This window comes from Rhodococcus zopfii NBRC 100606 = JCM 9919 (assembly GCF_001895025.1).
In the GTDB taxonomy this organism is placed as follows: domain Bacteria; phylum Actinomycetota; class Actinomycetes; order Mycobacteriales; family Mycobacteriaceae; genus Rhodococcus; species Rhodococcus zopfii.
In genome coordinates this window covers 1-18,302 of sequence record NZ_BCXI01000015.1, presented here as the reverse complement: position 1 = coordinate 18,302, position 18,302 = coordinate 1, and the positions used below count along the sequence as shown (strand labels likewise).

The following is an 18,302-nucleotide window of genomic DNA, read 5'->3' as shown; positions in this document are numbered from 1 at the left end:
TGCGTCACCATCTCGATTCGGCGGACCCGGCACTGCGTGTACGAGGCGATGTGGATTTCTGCGGGCTGTTTTCACCGGCATCCGGCGTGCTACCGGTTCTGTCGTCCCGCGCCCTGTGCGGGGTGGCGACCTTCGCTTCGGCCCTGCGGAATACTCCCTTCAGTGATGCCGGATCGACCCCGACGTCGAACCCGTGCCCGGGTTGCCGGCCGGGTCCTCCTCTTCCGGACCGGTAGCGTCGTTGCGCTCAGATCGAGATGCCTTGTGCGCCTTCCAGTGTCTTCTGGAACAGGTCGAGAACGAGTTCCATGTTGCGGCCCCAGGCGGGTGCGAATTCGGCGGGGAGCACGTCGTGTGTCCAGGTGACGGTGCAGCGCCCGTCGGTGAGCGGGGAAACCTGGATCGACGCGTTGTCGTGTTCCGGTGGCGCGGTGCCGCCGACGATTGCGTAGACCAGTCGTCTGCCGCGGCCGTCCACGGTGATCTCGCGTTCCCGCAGGACCGTTCCGTCGGCGAACGTCACCGTCCTGACTCCGGGTTCGCTCAGGACGCTGTCGAGCACGAAGCCGGGAGCCATCCTGACCGGTCCGTCGGTGAAGTCGCCGAGAACCTGCCAGGCGCGGTCCGCATCGGCCGCGATCGTGATCTCTCTGGTTACCGAAGCCATGTCGATGGCCTCCTCTCGTGTCACCGGGACACGACGCAGAACCGGTTGCCCTCGGCGGTGGCACGGGCCGGATTGCCGGGGGGGCTATTTCGATCTTGCTTCGTGGCTAACCGGTATAAGGGCTACGTTAGTTATGTACCCGGTCATCGTCAATAGGCGGTTAGGATGGGGTCATGGTGGAACCTCGCCCGGACAACGATCCCGTCGGAACTGCACCCGGACGACTCCGCTGGATCGAAGAGTTCGTCAACACGCGCCGGGTCGATCGGGACGACATTGCCACCCCCGCGCAGCTCGTCGGCTGGTTCCACGCGCACGACCTGGTGACTGCCGCCGCGTCCGCCACTGCGCGGCAACGGGATCGAGCCGGACACATCCGGGAAGGGTTGCGGGCTCTGATCGCCGGCAACAACGCCGAGCCGGTCGCCAGCCCCCGCCCGGATGGTCTGGACCCCGAAGCCGCTGCGATCCTCGCCGAACTCGCGCCGTCCCTGCCGATGGCGCTCGACGTCACCGGTCGACCGCCACAGCTGATTCCGGCCTCCGGTGACCCGATCGACGCTGCACTGACCCGGCTGCTGATCGTGGTCGCCGAGGCGGTCGCGGACGACACTTGGAGCCGCCTCAAGGCCTGCCGGGAACCGAGTTGCCGCTGGGCCTACTACGACCACTCCCGGAACCGGCGCCGCACGTGGTGCTCGATGGAACTGTGCGGCAACCGCGTGAAAGCCCGTACTCACCAACGCCGTTCGACGATCGAATCAGGCAGGGTCGTGTCGTGACGGAGGGGCGATCGCTGCTTGCGGGTTCGCAACGCCGGTCGGCTTCCGCCGTCGCGTCGTCGACCGTGTCGATGCAGGTTTTGACGCCGCGCCCGGGCCGTGCGTTTCACTGAGACAGGCTCCATCTCCGCGATCCCACAGTTCGGGGTCACGTACCCGGCGGCGCAACCGATATCGGCCCAAGTGTTCGCAGGGATAGCGAAAGTTGTTGTTCACGAATCCGACCAGACCGAAGCCCTCGATCATCGAGTAGTAGGCGGCGTGCAACGTCTTGCCGACGAGGGGCTCCGGGGGCGTGTGTGCCACCGCACCGGCCACCTTTCGCGCCTACGGCGGGATGGTGAAGGCGGCGGTCCGGGAGTGGGTGGACCGCGAGGCCCCCTCGCAGAACCAGGTGCGTGACCTGCTCAGCGAGACGTTGATCGTGCTCAGCGAGCGGTAGTTCCAGGGTTCGGCTGATTTCGATGTCTGTGGGGGCGACCGGGTGCCGAGCGAATGCAAAGGGCCTGAAGCGAAATCCTGCGACGTGGTGTTCACCAGCCGGTGTCGTAGCCGGTTTCGCTGTGCAGGTCGAAGTTGCTGTAGTCCGCGTCGAGGTCGAGTCCGCTCTGGGTCTCGAACCCGACTTCACCGCTGACACCGATACCGGGGACGCCGCCGTCGACGGGGCTTGCGGAGAGATCGATTCCGAACTCGGCGCCCGCCTGAACGCCGCCGTATCCGGCCGCCGATGCGTCGACGGATTCGATCTCGGCGTCGACCGTGCCGGCGTCGGCATCGGTGGTCACGTCGATGTCGTCGTAGCTGCCGTACGCATCGAACTGGCCGCCCACCGCGACTTGACCACCGCCGCCGACGCTGACCTGGGGCACGCCACCGGGCGCGCTGACCGACACGTCGACACCGGCACCCACCGCGACGCCGGTGTCCACATCGACGCCGCCGCCGACCACGTCGATGGACAGGTCGACCGATTGGTTCGGGTCGTTGATCATGGCGCCGACGTCGATGCCGAGACCTGATGCGGTGCTGGTCGGGTCCGGGGTCGCGGCGGGGGCGGAACCGGTCGGTTGCGGGGCTCGACCGGCATCGACCGCGTCGGGTGCGGTCCCGGGGACGGCCGGGGCCGCGGTGCCGGTGGATTGTGCGGTCTGGTCGGTGCCCTCTGCGGGAGCGGTCATGTCGGTTCCTTCCTTACGTTCCGGGTGAGATCGGAGGAACGGGTCGTTCCGAAGGTTCGAGACTCGGGGAGGGCGAAATGTTCCCGATGTCGCCGGGTGAATTCCGGGCGGCGGCTCTACAAGCTCTCCGCAGTACGAAATGTCAACTCCGGGAGAACTTTCGACCCTCCGGAACATTGTGCGAACCCCTGGACTCTGATCCGTGAAGAGCACACACCGGTGCGCTCTTCGTCGAGGAACACACACTGTGAGGAGAACTCGGATGAAGAAACTGATCGCATCGCTGATCGTGGCGGCCGGTACCACGGCCATCGTGGCCGGAGCGGCCGGGACCGCTGCGGCAGAAACGCGAATTCCGCTGAAGACCGGACTGACCAGCGAATGGGATTGTGCCCAGTGGATCATGAACAACGGCCTTCCCGGCAACACATACGATTGCCAGAACGCCTACGGCAGCTGGGCGGCCATCTTGGTGGCGCCGTGAGTGCCGGTGCTGTCACCCCGGCAGCGCGGTGACAGTGGATTCCAACATCTGGACGGATTCCGGTATGCGTCGGGTGCGCCTTCCGGGGCCTGTCCGGATGTTGGAGTCCGCGGGCTATCGGCGCCTCCGCCCGTGCAGACCCGGATGAAGCACTCCGAAGCGAGCGGGCGGGTGGGTCGGATCGAGCTGGTACGAACTCGGGCGGTGTGTCCGATCATCCCCCGGTTCGGTACCCGCGGCGGGAAGACGGGTGGCAATCGGCGCGAACCCTTCCACTGCAGATGCAACGTGTTCTAGATTCGGGGTCAGAGAAGACCGACGAAACGGACTCGGACGGTTGCAGGAGGGGAATCACGATGCAGTTCAACCTCGCGGATGTTTTCGAGACGGTCGCCGCCTCGGTGCCGGATCGCATCGCGCTCACCTACGAAGATCTGGACCTCACGTACGCGCAACTGGAAGCCGAGGCAAACCGCGCGGCGCAGCTCTTCGCCCGTGAAGGGATCTCCGTGGGCGATCACGTGTCGCTGTTCCTGAAGAACAGCGTCGAGCACGTCACGAGCATCCTCGGCCTCATCAAGATCCGCGCCGTGCCGATCAACGTCAACTACCGGTACACACCCACCGAACTCGAGTACATCTTCACCAACTCCGATTCGGTGGCGGTGGTCGTCGAACTTCCCGAACATCAGCGGGTGCTCGCGTCGCTGCTCGACAGCTGTCCGCTGATCCGATCGGTCTTCGTCGTCGGCGAGACGACGGACGAACTCCGGGAGGCCGCCGAACACCGATCCGTCTCCGTGATCTCCTTCGCCGACGCGCACGATCTGCCGGCCGGAGCGGAGTTCCCGGCGCGCTCGGGAGACGACCTCTATCTGCTCTACACGGGTGGTACCACGGGATACCCGAAGGGCGTCATGTGGCGGCACGACGACTTCTTCCGCAAGCCGCTCTCCGGAGGCAACCCGTACGGCACCGAGCCGCGGAAGGATCTCGCCGAGGTGGCGGCGGGGGCGAAGGAGTTTCCGGGCCTGGCGTTCCTCATTGCTGCACCCCTCATGCACGGCGCCGCTCTGTACTCGCTGTTCACCTTCTTCACGCTCGGTGCCCGAGTCGTTCTGAGGCGGGACTTCGATCCCGAGAAGGTCGTCGAGGCCATCGAGAAGGACAGGGTGCAGGTGATCCTCATCGTCGGGGACGGCATGGGATTGCCGTTGGTCGACGAGATGGAACGCCGGAAGGGGGAGATCGACTTCAGCTCGCTGTTCTCGATCGCCTCGGGCGGCGCGATCTGGTCGACGAGTGTGCGCGACCGGATGCTCGCGGTGAAGCCGGATCTGTTGCTGCGCGACAACTTCGGCGCCTCCGAATCCGGCAACGACGGCGCGTTCACCGTCGACGAAGCCGGGAGCCTGCGGATGGCGCCGTCACCCAATATGGTTCTCGTCGACGAACGCCTCGAGGAGATTCCGCCGGGCTCCGACGACGTCGGCTACATCGCACGGATCGGCAACGTTCCGCTCGGCTACTACAAGGACGAGGAGAAGACGGCCCGGACGTTCCCGACCCGCGCCGACGGCACCCGCTTGTCGATCCTCGGCGACATGGGTCGCGTGGAGGCCGACGGCACCATCGTCTTCCTCGGACGCGGCTCCCAGTGCATCAACACCGGCGGCGAGAAGGTCTTCGCCGAAGAGGTCGAGGCCACACTCCATGCCCACCCGGCCGTCGCGGACGCCCTCGTCGTGCCGGTACCGGACGAGCGCATGGGCCAGGCCGTCGCCGCCGTCATCGCCACCTATCCGGACGCGGGCGAGCTGACGCCGGAGGCCGTCCAGGAACACTGCCGAAAGTCGTTGGCGGGGTATAAGATACCGCGTTCGGTCGTTTTCGTCGACGAAGTGAAGCGCACCCCGGCCGGCAAGGCGGACTACCGGTGGGCCACCGCTCGGGCGGCGCAGTAGGGAAGGGGCCTTCTCGGGGGATCCGCGTCGGAGATCTCGTCGGCGGGGTACCGATCGCCGGACGCGTCGTCCGGGCCGGTCACATCGGGGTATTCCGGCCCTGGCGTCACCCGGCGGTCGAGGCGAACGATGGTTGGTGAAACCGGAACAGTGACATTACGGCCGCACCGCGGTACGCCGGGAGGCGAGGGTGATGTTCGTAGACAGGACCGATGCGGGAATCCGACTCGCGACGGCACTGCGTGACCTGCACGGTCCGGATGTCGTCGTCGTGGGCCTGCCGCGCGGCGGTGTGCCCGTCGCGTGGGAGGTCGCGCGGGCGCTCGGTGCCCCGCTGGACGTCATCGTCGTCCGCAAACTCGGCGTGCCGTTTCAGCGCGAGCTGGCCATGGGCGCAATCGGAGAAGGCGATGTGCAGGTGCTCGACCCGTCGGTGATCGACGCGGCCGCGGTCACCCCCGCGGAACTCGCCGCCACCGTGAGTGTCGAAAGCACCGAGCTGAACCGGCGCGTGCACCGGTTCCGATCGACATCTCCGGCGTTGTCGTTCACCGGGAAGACGGTCATTGTGGTCGACGACGGTGTGGCGACCGGATCGACCGCCAAGGCGGCGTGCCAGGTGGTGAAGGCGCGTGGCGCAGCCCGGATCGTGCTCGCCGTACCGGTAGCACCCCCCGACGCGGTTACGGACCTGTCCCGGATCGCCGACGATGTGGTGTGCCTGTCCTCACCGGCGCAGTTCAACGCCGTCGGCCAGTGGTATCGCCACTTTCCGCAGATCACGGATACCGAGGTCACGGAATTACTCCAACGCGTCAACCCCGATCGGGTCCCGGTGCCCGTGACGCCCGCCGGAAATCCGCCGCACGCCGTCGACGAAGATGTCGTCATACAGACCGAGGACGCCCGGCTGCCCGGACACCTCGCCTTGCCGGCCGAATCGGCCGCGATCGTGGTGTTCGTGCACGGCAGCGGCAGCAGCCGGTTCAGCCCGCGGAACCGGTTCGTCGCGCGCACGCTGAACGATGCCGGAATCGGCACGCTGTTGCTCGACCTGCTCACGCCGCACGAAGAAACCGATCGACGCTGCGTCTTCGACATCGCACTGCTTGCACGCCGACTCGTCGATGTCACCGAATGGCTGCGTCGCCGACCCGAGGCGGCTGCCGCGCAGATCGGCTATTTCGGCGCGAGCACCGGCGGCGGCGCCGCGCTGTGGGCGGCCGCCGACCCTGCCGCAGGGCCGTTCGCCGTCGTTTCACGCGGAGGACGTCCCGACCTCGCCGCCGACAGGCTCGACCAGGTCACCTGTCCGACGCTGCTCATCGTCGGCGGACGGGACGAGGCCGTCATCGCGCTCAACCGTCACGCGCTGACCCGACTTCGGTGCGAACGCGAACTCACGATCGTCGAAGGAGCAACCCACCTCTTCGAAGAACCCGGGGCGCTCGACGAAGTCGCCTCACTGGCCTGTGACTGGTTCACCACCCACCTCGCCGGATCACCCAGCAGCGCGTAGCCGGCCCGGCCCAGTTCGTTCTGTGTGGATTCGTGCCCGCCAGGCGAACACGAATCCACACAGAACGTGGCCGCTCACGTTGGTCAGGGTGCGCAGGTCACCAGCCGGACGAGGTCGGCGGTGGTGCCGGATTCGAAGGTCGCTCGTTGGCGCGCGGCGCCGTTCCCGCAGGCCAGGACCTGATGGATGGCCTCCCGGGTGGGCGGATAGTCGCCGGTGCGTTCGAGGGCAGGGCGAACATGGTCGAGAAGTCGGGCAATCGGATGCGCAGAAGGCACGAGGCGACCGGAGGCGGTGTCGATCGCGTGCCCGGTGACGCCGTCGCGCGCGGCTCGCCAGTACGCGGTCCGCAGAACCTCCGGCTCCACATGCAGGACCTGCCGTTCTCGTCGCGCGGGATCGAGGGCGGTGATCACCAGCCCGCGCACCAAGGTGGCCAGCAGGACCGTCTCGTCCAGGGTGGCTTGGGTGTCGCCGATGCGGATCTCGATGGTGGGCAGATGCGCCGACAACCGCACGTCCCAGTAGAGCATCGCCGTATCGAGGATGGCCTCCTGGTCGAGCATGGCCGCGACCACCGCGTCGTAGTGCTGCGCGGACTCGAAATAGGGCGGCGGCCCGGCGTTGGGCCATCGCGACCACAGCACGTGACGCCAGCTGGCGTATCCGGTGTCACGTCCGGCGGCGATAGGGGAGTTCGCCGACAGCGCCAGCAACGCCGGCAACCAGGGCCGCAGATGATTGCTGATCCGCACACCGGCCTCCCGATCGGGAATGGCGACGTGGACGTGGCAGCCACAGATGACCTGCTCGCCGAGCAGTCCGAAGTGATCGACCAGGCTGGTATAGCGAGTCAGATCGGTGATCAGGCGCGGTGGCGGGCCGACCGGCGGTACTGCGGTGGCCAGCAGAGCCGCGCCCGCGCGCGCGGCGGCCGCGGCGGCACCGGATCTCATCCGCCGCAGCTGCGTCCGCAACTGTGCGATGCTCGCGCACACCGGTGTGGCGGTTTCGATCTGGCATCGGGACAACTCCAGTTGCAGGTCGACGCCGAGTTCCTGCCCGGCCGCCACAACGGTGGCATTGTCGAGCCAGGGCGTCCCTGTGTCCGGATCTGCAAGAACGAATTCTTCCTCTACCCCGATCGTCGGGCCGAGTTCAGCAGCGCGGGATGGGGATGAGGTCATCGTCGGCTCCTGCCCCGGCCGGGGTCCCCGGCCGCTGCCTCCAGGCTGTCACGTACGACACCGACCCGGGACGGAACCGAGGTTGACCGAACGGGGAGAGAGGGGCGTGTTCACTCATGCCCCGACCCCGAGCGGGAAGCGGAACGGAGGGGAGCTGACTTGTAGTCACCCCGAGCGACATCTCTCGATCACACGGCTCCGCGCGGCGAGCCGATGTCCACCACGCACTCGCGGTGTATCGCCGACTTTCGGACGTGCAGTTCCACCCGTCGTCACGCTGAGAAACCCGAACCGATGAGTTCGGGGCGCGCCGGCGGTCTATCCGGTCATGAGGAAACTGATCTACGGCTACGGCGTGTCCCTCGACGGCTACATCAACGACCGCGACGGCAACATCGACTGGACCGACCCCGACGAGGAACTGCACCAGTTCCACAACGACAGATACCGCCAGCTCGAGATCGCCCTGCACGGCCGCCGACTCTACGAACTGATGGCGGAGTACTGGCCGCACATCCCCGACACCGCGTCGCCCATCGAACGCGAGTTCGCCGAGCTCTGGACGCAGAAGCCCAAGGTCGTCTTCTCCCGGACACTTACCGAGGTCCACTGGAACAGCCGCCTGGTCAGTGACAACGCGGTCGAGGAGGTCCGCAAGCTCAAGGCCGCAGGTGATGGCGTCATGGAGGTCGGTGGCGCAAACCTCGCGGCCTCGCTGATCCCACACGGTCTCATCGACGAGTACCAGCTGTTCATCTCACCCGTACTGCTCGGCGGCGGCACACCGATGTTCCCGACATCGGACAAGCGTCTGACGCTCCGATTGGTCGAGACGAGGCACTTCGCCACCGTGGTGATGCTGCGCTACCTCGCCGAGTGAGATCGTTCACCCGCAACGACCCACGCTCACACGCAATAGACGCTCATTCGACGGTCCCTACCGGGCGTCTGTGGTCGGGCCGTAGAGCCGTGCCACATCGGGGGAGTCGAGCCACTTGGAGTAGGTGGGCGATTTCGGCCACCCCTCGGGTGAGTCCTGCCATTCCTCCTGGCGGCCCCACGGAAGGATGTCGATCAGGGCGAAGGTGTAGCTGAGCTGTTCGGTGCCGCGGCCGGTGGTGTGCCAGGTGCGGTAGACCTTGTCGCCGTCGCGGAGGAACACATTGACTGCGAAGCCGCCGCCGGGCGGCGCGTCGACGTCGGCGCCGAACGAGCTCTCCGAGGACGAGTACCAGTCCATCCTGTTGCCGACCTTGGTCTTGTAGGCCTGGGCTTCTTCGATGGGCCCGTTGGTGACGATGACCATGCGGGCGTCGTAGTTGTCGAGGATGCCCAGCCGAGTCCACTGCGACGTGAGGCCGGTGCAGCCGCCGCACTGCCACTCCGCGCCGTCGGACCACATGTGGTGGTAGACGATGAGCTGCGAGCGGCCCTGGAACACATCGACGAGCCGGATCGGGCCGTCCGGTCCGATCAGTGTGTAGTCGGGCAGTTCGACCATCGGAAGCCTGCGGCGCTGTGCCGCGATGGCGTCGAGTTCACGGGTGGCGGCCTTCTCCCGTCTCCGCAAGTCGTCGAGTGCTGCCCGCCAGGTCTGCTGATCGACGATCGGGGGTAGGGCACTGGTGGTCTGCTGGGTCATGGTTTCTCCCGGAGTCGAATGGATCTGTTCTCCGGTACCGACCGGATACGGACCCGAAAGTCATCGCGTTCTTGTCTGCCGGTGCCCCTCAGCGTCGACCCTGTAGGAAGACGGATCCGCTCGGCCGGCAGTTACACGCTGTGACGATCGCGCCGGCGGATGACTGGTGGCCGCGCGGATACAAGGGCAGCAGCTGTGCACATTCGCGGAGAGCGTTGACGAACATGGCGTCGCGATCCGGGGGCCACAGGCAAATGTCAGTTGCGGACTGCTGCCAGGACTTCACGAGCCCAGCGGTAGTCGGGTCTTCCGCTGGGGGAGCGTCGTACCTCGTCGACTGCGACGATCTTCCGCGGCAGCTTGTATCCGGCGAGCTGGGTGCGGCAGTGGGCGACCAGGGCGGCGGAATCAACCGACATACCGTGACGAACTCGGATGACGGCGGCGACTTGCTCGCCGAACCGGGTAGTTTGCCTTGGCGAGCGAGGCGGCAACCCCGGCATCGGGGCCGTCGCTGGCGAGGATCGCGGCGGCGTACCGGGACGTCGCCCTGGCCTGTGTCGCCGCGATCCACATCTGGGTGGCCCGGTTGTGCAGGGCCTGGTAGGAGCCGATGGGCCGACCGAATTGGTGGCGCGTTTCAGGTAGGAACACGCGGTGTCGAGGGCAGATTCGAAGTCGACGGTCGCGACCGGGCGGGTGATGTCCATGCTGGTGACGGCGGTGACTCGGACCCCTGCGTCGCGGCCGTCGACGAGCGTGAGAGCGGGTTCCCCGGCTACCGTCGCGGGCACGACCAGGATGTCGGCGCAGTCCGCTGCGAAGACCGAGGTCACCCTCCCCGTGAGGGTGGCTCCGTCCGTATCCGCACCGGTTCGGTCTTGCCCATCACGATCATCACCTTGCAGTTCCGGTGAAGAGCGTTGGACGCGAACCACTTACGGCCGTTGAGGATATTATCGTCACCGTCCTTGACCATGGATAGCTCGACGTTCGTGGCGTCGGAGCTGGCTACGGCGGGTTCGTCATTGCGAACGCGGGCGCCATGGTTCCGTCGAGCAGCGGCTTCAGGTACTTCTCCTTGTGCTCGCCGGTTCCGAAGAGCTCGAGCACCTCCATGTTTCCGGTGTCGGGTGCATTGCAGTTGCACGCCTCGGAGGCAAGGTGGCTACTGCCCATGATCTCTGCGAGCGGAGCGTACTCGAGGTTGGTCAGTCCGGCGCCGGTACCGGGGTGGGGTGGAAGAGGTTCCACAGCCCTCGCTTCTTCGCCTCGGCCTCGAGCTCCTCCAGTGCAGGCGGATGAAAGTGCGGATCGCCGGCCTCCCGCATCTGCGCCTCGTACACGGCCTCGGCCGGGTAGACGTGCGAGGCCATGAAGTCCAGCAGTTCCTTCTGCAACTGCCTGGCGGGTTCGGAGATGTCGAACAGGGACATGAGGGCTTCTCCTGCAGGGTTGGTACTGGTGGCGATGTGTACGTGGTGTGCGGAGGTGGCCTCTGTGGGGATTTCGAGGTGGGCTCGTGCTTTCGACGTGGCCAGGCCTGTATCGAACGCGCCGCTACGCTTCGTTGTCGGGTAGCGGCTCCAGCTCGCCGGCCTGGATCTGCTCACGGATCCTGAACTTCTGCAGTTTGCCCATGGCGTTGGCGGGCAGCTGACCGGCGCGATACCAGGCCTTCGGGGCCTTGTGGGGAGCGAGGTGGGCTCGGACGAAGTCGTGCAGCTCGGTTCCGGTGACCGTGCGGTCATCGTCGAGTGTGACCACTGCCGCGACTGATTCACCCCATCGCTCGTCAGGGATGCCGAGGACGGTGGCGGTCAGGACGGCAGGGTGCTGGACCAGTATTGCTTCGACTTCGCGGGGATAGATGTTCTCTCCGCCGCGGATGATCATGTCCTTGAGGCGACCGGTCATCCGGATGAAGCCGCGCTCGTCGATCGAGCCGAGGTCGCCGGTGTGCAGCCAGCCGTCGGGGTCGATGGTGGCGCGGGTCTGGTCGGGCATGTTGTGGTAGCCGAGCATCGTCTGGTAGCCACGAGCACAGATCTCGCCGATGTCCCCGACATCGACGATGGTGCCGTCGATCGCGTCGCGGATGGCGACTTCGACGTTCCACAGGGGCCGGCCCACGGTGGTGTACTTGTCCTCGGTGGAGTCGTCCGGGCTGGTCTGGGCGATGATCGGGCTCAGCTCGGTCTGACCGTAGACGGTGGTGAACTTGACGACGAATCGGGATTCGCACTCGTTGACCAGTCCAGGTGGGACGGTGTCGCCGCCGGATTGCAGGACCTCGAGGCTCGACAGGTCGTAGTGGTCGAAGCGGGGATGATCGAGGATGGCGCGCAGCATGGCCGGGACACCGAGGTAGCGGCTGGCCCCCCAGTCCTGGATCGAGCGCAGGACCAGTTCCGGGTCGAACACGACGCACAGGACCAGGGTGCCGCGTTGGGTGAGCGTTCCCAGGCACGCCAAGCCGCTGCCGGCGGTGTGGAACAGAGGCATCGCAGAGACCGCGATCACGCCATCGCTCGACAGGGCACGACGCTGCACATAGCTCGCGTTGGTGACCATTGCGCGATGACTGAGCTTGGCGCCCTTCGGGAAACCGGTTGTGCCGGAGGTGTACTGGAGTTGCGCCGGCGAATCAGGAGCTACCTGCGGAAGTGATCGAGAGTGGATGTCGATCGCGCGGACCTGCTCGAGCCAGTCGGCGAAGGCGATGTGCTCGCGGACGGCGGGGACGTCGGACAGGACATCGGTGAGCAGTGCGCGCATGTCGGTGCCGCGGAATTCGTCGGCAAACGCGATACCCACAGAACCGGACTGTTCGAGCACGTATTTCAGTTCGGCTCCACGCAAACTCGGATTTGCGGTGACCAGGACCAGGCCGGCCATTGCTGCGCCGTGCTGTAGGACGACCCATTCCGCCAGGTTGGGCGACCAGACCGTGATGTGGTCTCCCGGCTCGAATCGTTCGAGAAGCCAGTGCGCTGCTCGTTCGGCATCCTCGAGCAGGTCCCGGTAAGTCCATTGCCGATTGGGTTCGTCGGGAGAGACCGAGATGAGTGCCACTCGGTCGGGAACCGCTGAGGCGACGGCACGGAGCAGGTCGCCGATGCTGATGTCCAGGATGGGCGCGTCGGTGTCCGCTGGCCAGTACGACGAGTCCAACGTGGGGGAGATTTCGTTATCCGCAGTCATGAGCTCTACCTCTTGCTGTGCGAGGGATCCGAGGAGTCTCGGCCGGATGTTTCGGCCACAATTTCACAGACCGTCCTGACTGTCAATAAGACCGTCGGGCGGTAACGATACAGTTCTGGCATGGCTACAGGGACGCGCAAAGCGCAGCGCGAGCGAACGCGAGAGAACTTGCTCGATGCGGCGATGATGTGCCTTGTCGAGTACGGCTACGCGGGCACGACGACACAGCGCGTCCAGGAGCGAGTCGGGGTGTCTCGTGGTGCCCTTCTGCATCATTTCGGTTCGAAGGCAGAGCTGTTCGTCGCTGCCATCCACCACATCGCCGACAAGCGGCTCGAGAGCATTCGCGACCTCGCTGTGGAAGTCGACGATCAACCGGACGCGCTGCGGCGAGTCATCCAGGCGATTGCTCACTCGCAGACCGGTCCGCCGTTCCAGGCTGCAATGGAGCTGTGGACCGCTGCCCGCACCGATCCCGAGTTGCTCGAGGCCCTGCGCCCTGCGGAGCGCAAGCTCGGCAGGGCGATGCGAGATATCTTCTACAAGGCTGCTGATTTCGACGATCCGGAGACTGCCCGTATCACGTTCGAGTCGCTGGTTGCGATGATGCGCGGCCTGGAGATGACGAGGATCATGCGCCGAGACGAGACGCTGGCCGACGAGGTCATCGATCTCTGGATCGAGAAGATGATCACCCCCGTCCAGTTCTGACCGGGTCTCGGTGTGTGCTCATCGGGTGAAGGTCCGTTCGTGCAAGCGGCGCATGCCCGCTAGCCACCGGTCGGTGTCGGCCGCTCGCGCCGCGTAGTAGCCGGCGACCTCGGGGTGCGGGAGGATGAGGAACTGTCCGTCGTCCATTGCCGCGACGATCGTGTCGGCGACGTCGGCGGGTTCGAGTGCGTCGTCATGGCTGAGCAGTTCCTGAACGGCCCCGGACGAGCGAAGCATCCGGGTGTTGACCCCTTGCGGGCAGACGACCTGCACACGGACACCGCGGTTTCCGTGCTCGATGGACAGCCACTCGGCGAAGGCCACCGTGGCGTGCTTGGTGACCGAATAAGGGGCGTTGCCGATCATCGTCAGCAACCCCGCGGCGCTGGCGGTAACGACGAAGTGCCCCGACCCGCGTTCGAGCCAGTGCGGGACCAATGCCCGCGAGGCGCGGACATGAGCCATCAGGTTGACGTCGATCGCCTTCTCCCAGGTGCGATCATCGACGTGTTCGCCTGCACCGGAGTCGATCCCGGCGTTACCGAAGAAGACATCGATCCCGCCGAGTGCTTCGATCGCGGTCTCGACGAGCTGGGTGGCGCCGTTCTCGGTGGCGAGGTCGGCCGGCAGTGCGATGCCCCCGACCTCACGGGCGACGGCGACGGCGGCGTCGGCGTCGATGTCGTTGACGACCACACGTGCTCCGTCGGCTGCCGCGCGCACTGCCAGGGCACGGCCGATTCCATTGCCGCCGCCGGTGACGACGACACCCTTGTCGTGAAGGCTCATGATCACGCTCCCGCAAACGTCAGAGTCAACCCGCCGTCGACAACAACGGTCTGGCCGGTCATCCAGGCGGATTCACTCGACGCGAGGAAGGCGGCGGCGCCTCCGATGTCGTCGGGAACGCCCAGCCGCTGCATCGGGTAGGCCGCCGACACCTGCTCTTCCCGTCCCTCGTAGAGGGCGGCGGCGAAGCGGGTCTTGACCACGGCAGGGGCGATGGCGTTGACCCGGATTCTCGGGGCGAGCTCGACTGCGAGCTGCATCGTCATGTGGCTGAGCATCGCCTTGCTGGCCCCGTAGAGGCCGATGCCGGACTCAGGACGCAGCGCCGAGGTACTGCTGATGTTGACGATCGACCCGCCGCGTTCACCCATGCCGGCGGCGACGACCTTCTGCGTCCACGACAGTGTGGCCAGGCAGTTGACCTCGATCACCTTGCGTGCGGCATCGAGGTCGAGTTCGATCATCGGCCCGTACACGGGGTTGATTCCGGTGTTGTTGACCAGGAGGTCCACGGGACCGAAAGCAGCGGTGACCTTTTCGATCGTCTCGTCCTGATGGGCCGGGTCGCTGCTGTTGCCCGCGACGTAGATGGCGCGTTCGGGACCACCGAGCTCGTCGGCCGCGGCGCGGAGGTCGTCTTCCTTGCGGGCGGTCAGGCAGACGCGGGCGCCGCTGTCGACGAGGTGTTGCGCGATGCCGAGGCCGATGCCGCGGCTGGCGCCGGTGACGATGGCGACGGTTCCGTTCAGAGATAGCATTGTGTCTCTCCCGGTTGTTGTCAGATGTGATGTCGGGCAATCGGACTCGTGTGTTTGTCTCGGAAACGCCGCTCGGGCGGAGAGAAGTCCTCCGCCCGAGCGGGACGTGCATGGTGCAGTGGGGTTCAGGACTTGTTCTCGGCTACCCGAGGCTCGCGATGTCAGCCTCGTCGGGCAGGTCGCCGCCGCCGTCGGGAATGAACCGGCCCTGGTCGCGCCACTTGACCGCGGCGTCGAAGCCGTGTTTCTGAGCGAAGTCGACGAACCAGCGACCTTCGGGGGAATGTCGGGTGATGCCGTCGAAGAGGGTGGCGATAGTCTGGGTGCTCTGCAGGCCCATGTTGTCGTACGCCTGGTTGATCATCATCTTCTGCATGACGAGCTGATTGATCGGCACGCCGACGATGCGGTCGGCAAGCTCCTCGACCGTGGCGTCGAGCTGGTCGTCGGGAACGGTATCGATCGCCAGCCCCCATTCGAGCGCCTTCTTGCCGTCGATGGTGTCGCCGGTCAGCAGCATCCGCTTGGCGCGGGTGGCGCCGAGGCGGTACACCCACATCGCGGTGGTGGGACAGCCCCAGATCCGGGCGGGCATGTATCCGATCTTGGCGTCGTCGGCCATCACGAGCAGGTCGCAGGAGAGGGCGATGTCGCTACCACCTGCTACGGCGTAGCCGCGGATCTTGGCGATGGTCGGTTTCGCTGAGGTCCACAGGGAGAAGAAGTTGTCCGTGTTGGCCTTCATCATCTTGAAGTCCTTGATCGGATCCCAGACCGGAGGTTGGAGGTCCTCTCCGCCTTCGGCGTAGAGCTTGAGATCGTAACCAGCGCTGAACGCGCGCCCGGCGCCCTGCACAATGATGACCCGCACCGAGTCGTCGTCATTCGCTTCTTCGACCGCTCCACGGATCTCGCGGCCCATTTCCGCAGTCAGTGCATTGAGCCGCTCGGGCCGGTTGAGGGTGATGTAGGCACGGTGGTCCCGCACCTCGTACGCAATGGTGTTCGTGCTCAAAGCCATGGGGAGCCTTCTTTCCAGTGCCGACGACGCGGCCGGCCGGCAATCTCGTACAACGAGGATTTCACAGTCCGTCCGGACTGTCAATTAAGTGCCCCGGGGGTACTGGATAATCTCGGCCGGGCAGGACCTGCTCGGCGGTGGTCTCCCAGCGCTGGTCAGATCCTGTCGCGGCGTATCACTCCCGCGTGAAAGGCGGCGTATCGCCGCCGGGTCGGGATCGAGAGTGTGTTCGCGGACCTGAAGCAGAACCGCCTGCATGCGCATCGACCTCGGCGTTGGTTCCAATGGGTGAACAGCGCGCAGGAAGGGGTGAACACCCTGGGCGGGAATGTTCACTTCTGGCGGTTCGTGCTGGACTGCATGAGGATTGGACCTTGCGACCGGTCGGCGATCACACTTCTCGGAGGCCCTGATCACACGGCGGTGGACCCGATATGGCGTCGGACCTCACGACTTGTCGGTCGAGCCGGCCGGAAGCCGGACGACACCTCGCAGGTAGGCGGCGAGGATGGACTCCAAGGGAGTGGCCACGCGGATGACCGTTCTCGTGAAGACGAGGGAATCCGTGAGCGAGATCAACTCCTCGATCCGTTCGTCGGAATTGGAAAGGCCCGCGCCCGTGAGGAGGGACGAGGTCACCTCTCGGGTGATCGCGTGGACTTCGGACTGTGTCGTCAGTTTCCGCTGCAGCAAGGGGGCGTCATCGAGTTCGAGGATGAGTGCGTAGCGGGCCTTCATGTCGTCCCGGCGTTCCGCGAGTCTCTCGACGAGCGCGGCGATGATGCCGGCAAGTTCGGCGATGCTCAGGCAGCGTTCGCCCTGAGGCGATGCGCTCAGCACGTCTGCGGCACGTTCGGCATCCGCAATCGCGCGTTCGCCAAGTGTGTCGACTACGAGTTCGAGTAGTGCGAGGCGGGTTCGCGCGTGGTGGGACGTCGATCCCTGCGGGATTCCGGCCTCCTGATCGACCGCCCGATGCGTGAGCGCGCGAAGGCCATCGCGGGAAATAATGCGAATGGCGCTGTTCGCGACCAGCTCTCGGCGTTCATCGCCACCGGACACTCGTGTGGACACATTTCCCATGCTACAGGTGTAGCCTAAAATCCAGTGACGCTACAGATGTAGCGGAGCTGTGGTCGGGGAGGGGCTGGAATCGGTGGATCTACCCCGTTCTCGTCGAGCGGCACGAAGAGATGGTCCGGAAGGGGAGGGCGCCCGATGATGATCGATTTCGTTCCCGACGAGACCTTGTATCCGTTCGAGTCGCGATGGTTCGACTCTTCTGCGGGTCGGGTTCACTACGTCGATGAGGGATTCGGACCGCCGATTCTGTTCTGCCACGGTTCACCGACGTGGAGTTTCCTCTACCGCCACATCGTGGCGGGTCTGCGTGACCGGTATCGGTGCATCGCGGTGGACCATCTGGGCTTCGGGCTGTCCGAACGGCCGGAGAGTTTCGACTACAGGATCGCCGAGCACTCGACGGTGCTGGGCGAACTGATCGACCACCTGCAATTGGATGGCTTCGTCGTGATGGGGCACGACTGGGGCGGGCCTATCGGACTGAGCGCGGCGGCCGAACGGGCAGGCCGAGTCAGAGGGATCGTGCTGGGCAACACGGTGTTCTGGCCGATCGAGCCGCTGGCCAATCGGGCATTCAGCGCAATCATGAGCAGCGGTCCTATGCAAAGACGCATACTCGGGCAGAACCTGCTGGTGGAGCGATTTCTGCTCGGGGAACTGGGCGGCACGCTCACCGAGGCGGAGGCCGACCACTACCGCCAGGTGCAACCGACGGAGAGATCGCGGCGCGGGCTTGCGGTCATGCCCAGGGAAATTCGCGCCGCCCGCCCGCTGTTGGACCGCCTCGCCCGGGACGTACCTGCTCTGCTGGGGCACAAGCCGGCGCTGGCAGTATGGGGGATGCGGGACATCGTTTTTCGTCCGGGAACGTGTATCCCGCGGATACGTGCGGCATTTGCCGATCTCGACGTCGTCGAGCTGCCCCGTGCTGGGCACTTCGTCCAGGAGTACGCGCCGGACGAGATCGTCTCGGCCATCGCCCGTCGGTTTCCATGAGAGGACGGACTGAGGGATGGAGGATGGTGGAAGGGTGTTCACCAATGGCGGTCCGCTCAAGGCTGCACCGGGACCGGAATGGTTGACCGGTTGGCAATCACACCTCGCGGTAGCTCGAAATCACACCCGGCAGGCTTCGAATTTCGTGCAGTAGGCGAGGCTGCGTCCAGGCTTACAGTTCGTGAATGGGGTGTCGCCGACGTCGTCGAGGAGAGTGCACCTGCCCTGATGTTCCGGCTGCAGTGCCCAAGGAGCGACCGAACCGATGGTGATGCCGATGGCGGCATACAGGACTGAGGTACAGCTCGCGCTAG

The 18,302-nt window shown here is 65.7% G+C and carries 20 protein-coding genes and 1 pseudogene; 8 read left to right on the top strand and 13 right to left on the bottom strand.

Translation table 11 applies throughout. The features are described 5' to 3' along the window. Positions 1-247 precede the first annotated feature (247 nt). Complete coding sequence (locus tag RZ1_RS11010) at positions 248-667, bottom strand: SRPBCC family protein (protein WP_072811785.1); 420 nt, start codon at positions 665-667, stop codon at positions 248-250. 173 nt (positions 668-840) lie between these two features. Here RZ1_RS11010 and RZ1_RS11005 point away from each other — a divergent pair, with 173 nt between their 5' ends. Next, positions 841-1,449, top strand: coding sequence for a CGNR zinc finger domain-containing protein (locus tag RZ1_RS11005; protein ID WP_072811783.1), 609 nt, complete (start codon positions 841-843; stop codon positions 1,447-1,449). Between the two features lie 295 nt (positions 1,450-1,744). Then, on the top strand, positions 1,745-1,891 hold the full coding sequence (locus RZ1_RS30485) for a hypothetical protein (RefSeq protein WP_169917905.1): 147 nt from the start codon (positions 1,745-1,747) through the stop codon (positions 1,889-1,891). 91 nt (positions 1,892-1,982) lie between these two features. On the opposite strand, the gene RZ1_RS11000 is transcribed toward RZ1_RS30485, so the two are convergent. After that, positions 1,983-2,630: a hypothetical protein gene (locus RZ1_RS11000; RefSeq protein WP_072811781.1), complete on the bottom strand. Its 648-nt coding sequence runs from the start codon at positions 2,628-2,630 to the stop codon at positions 1,983-1,985. A gap of 262 nt (positions 2,631-2,892) precedes the next feature. Here RZ1_RS11000 and RZ1_RS10995 point away from each other — a divergent pair, with 262 nt between their 5' ends. The 3 genes from RZ1_RS10995 (at position 2,893) to RZ1_RS10985 (ending at position 6,597) form a co-directional block, all read left to right on the top strand. Then, on the top strand, positions 2,893-3,114 hold the full coding sequence (locus tag RZ1_RS10995; RefSeq protein WP_072811779.1) for a hypothetical protein: 222 nt from the start codon (positions 2,893-2,895) through the stop codon (positions 3,112-3,114). A 356-nt stretch (positions 3,115-3,470) separates the two neighbouring features. After that, positions 3,471-5,078 (top strand): AMP-binding protein, encoded by a 1,608-nt coding sequence (locus RZ1_RS10990; protein WP_072811777.1) that lies wholly within the window; start codon positions 3,471-3,473, stop codon positions 5,076-5,078. Between the two features lie 193 nt (positions 5,079-5,271). Continuing rightward, the gene (locus RZ1_RS10985; RefSeq protein WP_218020456.1) at positions 5,272-6,597 is read left to right on the top strand and encodes a phosphoribosyltransferase family protein; all 1,326 of its coding nucleotides are present in this window, start codon (positions 5,272-5,274) and stop codon (positions 6,595-6,597) included. Positions 6,598-6,680: 83 nt separating this feature from the next. Here RZ1_RS10985 and RZ1_RS10980 read toward each other — a convergent pair whose 3' ends face one another. Beyond that, entirely contained in the window at positions 6,681-7,784 is a 1,104-nt protein-coding gene (locus tag RZ1_RS10980) for a carboxylate-amine ligase (protein ID WP_072811773.1), read from the bottom strand. Between the two features lie 328 nt (positions 7,785-8,112). Between RZ1_RS10980 and RZ1_RS10975 the strand changes: the two genes are divergently transcribed. Next, positions 8,113-8,664: a dihydrofolate reductase family protein gene (locus RZ1_RS10975; protein ID WP_072811771.1), complete on the top strand. Its 552-nt coding sequence runs from the start codon at positions 8,113-8,115 to the stop codon at positions 8,662-8,664. Between the two features lie 57 nt (positions 8,665-8,721). On the opposite strand, the gene RZ1_RS10970 is transcribed toward RZ1_RS10975, so the two are convergent. From RZ1_RS10970 to RZ1_RS10950, 5 genes and pseudogenes are all read right to left on the bottom strand, one after another. Continuing rightward, positions 8,722-9,426 (bottom strand): DUF899 domain-containing protein, encoded by a 705-nt coding sequence (locus tag RZ1_RS10970; RefSeq protein ID WP_072811769.1) that lies wholly within the window; start codon positions 9,424-9,426, stop codon positions 8,722-8,724. A 257-nt stretch (positions 9,427-9,683) separates the two neighbouring features. Beyond that, a complete protein-coding gene (locus RZ1_RS29965; RefSeq protein WP_238071936.1) occupies positions 9,684-9,845 on the bottom strand; it encodes a hypothetical protein in 162 nt (53 codons plus the stop codon). Continuing rightward, positions 9,835-10,080 (bottom strand): acyl-CoA dehydrogenase family protein, encoded by a 246-nt coding sequence (locus tag RZ1_RS31835; protein ID WP_072811766.1) that lies wholly within the window; start codon positions 10,078-10,080, stop codon positions 9,835-9,837. Before RZ1_RS31835 ends, RZ1_RS29965 begins: the two co-directional genes overlap by 11 nt. 217 nt (positions 10,081-10,297) lie before the next feature. After that, positions 10,298-10,862: pseudogene (locus tag RZ1_RS10955) on the bottom strand (acyl-CoA dehydrogenase family protein); the annotation flags it as partial. 124 nt (positions 10,863-10,986) lie between these two features. Beyond that, positions 10,987-12,630, bottom strand: a complete 1,644-nt coding sequence (locus RZ1_RS10950; protein ID WP_174565191.1) for a class I adenylate-forming enzyme family protein — start codon at positions 12,628-12,630, stop codon at positions 10,987-10,989. 120 nt (positions 12,631-12,750) lie between these two features. Here RZ1_RS10950 and RZ1_RS10945 point away from each other — a divergent pair, with 120 nt between their 5' ends. Next, positions 12,751-13,341, top strand: a complete 591-nt coding sequence (locus RZ1_RS10945) for a TetR/AcrR family transcriptional regulator (RefSeq protein ID WP_072811764.1) — start codon at positions 12,751-12,753, stop codon at positions 13,339-13,341. Positions 13,342-13,359: 18 nt separating this feature from the next. Here the strand turns inward: RZ1_RS10945 and RZ1_RS10940 are convergent, their stop codons facing one another. The 4 genes from RZ1_RS10940 to RZ1_RS10925 form a co-directional block, all read right to left on the bottom strand. After that, positions 13,360-14,130 (bottom strand): SDR family oxidoreductase, encoded by a 771-nt coding sequence (locus RZ1_RS10940; protein ID WP_072812040.1) that lies wholly within the window; start codon positions 14,128-14,130, stop codon positions 13,360-13,362. Between the two features lie 2 nt (positions 14,131-14,132). Next, positions 14,133-14,888 (bottom strand): SDR family oxidoreductase, encoded by a 756-nt coding sequence (locus tag RZ1_RS10935; RefSeq protein WP_072811762.1) that lies wholly within the window; start codon positions 14,886-14,888, stop codon positions 14,133-14,135. Between the two features lie 142 nt (positions 14,889-15,030). Further along, positions 15,031-15,909 carry a crotonase/enoyl-CoA hydratase family protein gene (locus RZ1_RS10930; protein WP_072811760.1) on the bottom strand — a complete coding sequence of 293 codons (879 nt, stop codon included), beginning with the start codon at positions 15,907-15,909 and terminating at the stop codon, positions 15,031-15,033. Positions 15,910-16,356: 447 nt separating this feature from the next. Continuing rightward, the gene (locus RZ1_RS10925; RefSeq protein ID WP_218020455.1) at positions 16,357-16,983 is read right to left on the bottom strand and encodes a TetR/AcrR family transcriptional regulator; all 627 of its coding nucleotides are present in this window, start codon (positions 16,981-16,983) and stop codon (positions 16,357-16,359) included. Positions 16,984-17,127: 144 nt separating this feature from the next. On the opposite strand from RZ1_RS10925, the gene RZ1_RS10920 reads away from it, so the two are divergent. Beyond that, on the top strand, positions 17,128-17,988 hold the full coding sequence (locus tag RZ1_RS10920) for a haloalkane dehalogenase (RefSeq protein ID WP_072811756.1): 861 nt from the start codon (positions 17,128-17,130) through the stop codon (positions 17,986-17,988). 120 nt (positions 17,989-18,108) lie between these two features. Here RZ1_RS10920 and RZ1_RS30930 read toward each other — a convergent pair. Further along, the coding region (locus RZ1_RS30930) for a hypothetical protein (RefSeq protein ID WP_218020454.1) at positions 18,109-18,302 on the bottom strand (194 nt) is incomplete at its 5' end.

Bases quoted from the DNA above. Each gene is read 5' to 3' on its own strand.
- RZ1_RS10970 (WP_072811769.1), bottom strand. From the start codon at position 9,426: ATGACCCAGCAGACCACCAGTGCCCTACCCCCGATCGTCGATCAGCAG.
- RZ1_RS10935 (WP_072811762.1), bottom strand. From the start codon at position 14,888: ATGCTATCTCTGAACGGAACCGTCGCCATCGTCACCGGCGCCAGCCGC.
- RZ1_RS10930 (WP_072811760.1), bottom strand. From the start codon at position 15,909: ATGGCTTTGAGCACGAACACCATTGCGTACGAGGTGCGGGACCACCGT.
- RZ1_RS11000 (WP_072811781.1), bottom strand. From the start codon at position 2,630: ATGACCGCTCCCGCAGAGGGCACCGACCAGACCGCACAATCCACCGGC.
- RZ1_RS29965 (WP_238071936.1), bottom strand. From the start codon at position 9,845: ATGTCGGTTGATTCCGCCGCCCTGGTCGCCCACTGCCGCACCCAGCTC.
- RZ1_RS11010 (WP_072811785.1), bottom strand. From the start codon at position 667: ATGGCTTCGGTAACCAGAGAGATCACGATCGCGGCCGATGCGGACCGC.
- RZ1_RS10980 (WP_072811773.1), bottom strand. From the start codon at position 7,784: ATGACCTCATCCCCATCCCGCGCTGCTGAACTCGGCCCGACGATCGGG.
- RZ1_RS10995 (WP_072811779.1), top strand. From the start codon at position 2,893: ATGAAGAAACTGATCGCATCGCTGATCGTGGCGGCCGGTACCACGGCC.
- RZ1_RS10950 (WP_174565191.1), bottom strand. From the start codon at position 12,630: ATGACTGCGGATAACGAAATCTCCCCCACGTTGGACTCGTCGTACTGG.
- RZ1_RS10985 (WP_218020456.1), top strand. From the start codon at position 5,272: ATGTTCGTAGACAGGACCGATGCGGGAATCCGACTCGCGACGGCACTG.
- RZ1_RS10945 (WP_072811764.1), top strand. From the start codon at position 12,751: ATGGCTACAGGGACGCGCAAAGCGCAGCGCGAGCGAACGCGAGAGAAC.
- RZ1_RS10990 (WP_072811777.1), top strand. From the start codon at position 3,471: ATGCAGTTCAACCTCGCGGATGTTTTCGAGACGGTCGCCGCCTCGGTG.
- RZ1_RS10940 (WP_072812040.1), bottom strand. From the start codon at position 14,130: ATGAGCCTTCACGACAAGGGTGTCGTCGTCACCGGCGGCGGCAATGGA.
- RZ1_RS10975 (WP_072811771.1), top strand. From the start codon at position 8,113: ATGAGGAAACTGATCTACGGCTACGGCGTGTCCCTCGACGGCTACATC.
- RZ1_RS10920 (WP_072811756.1), top strand. From the start codon at position 17,128: ATGATGATCGATTTCGTTCCCGACGAGACCTTGTATCCGTTCGAGTCG.
- RZ1_RS11005 (WP_072811783.1), top strand. From the start codon at position 841: ATGGTGGAACCTCGCCCGGACAACGATCCCGTCGGAACTGCACCCGGA.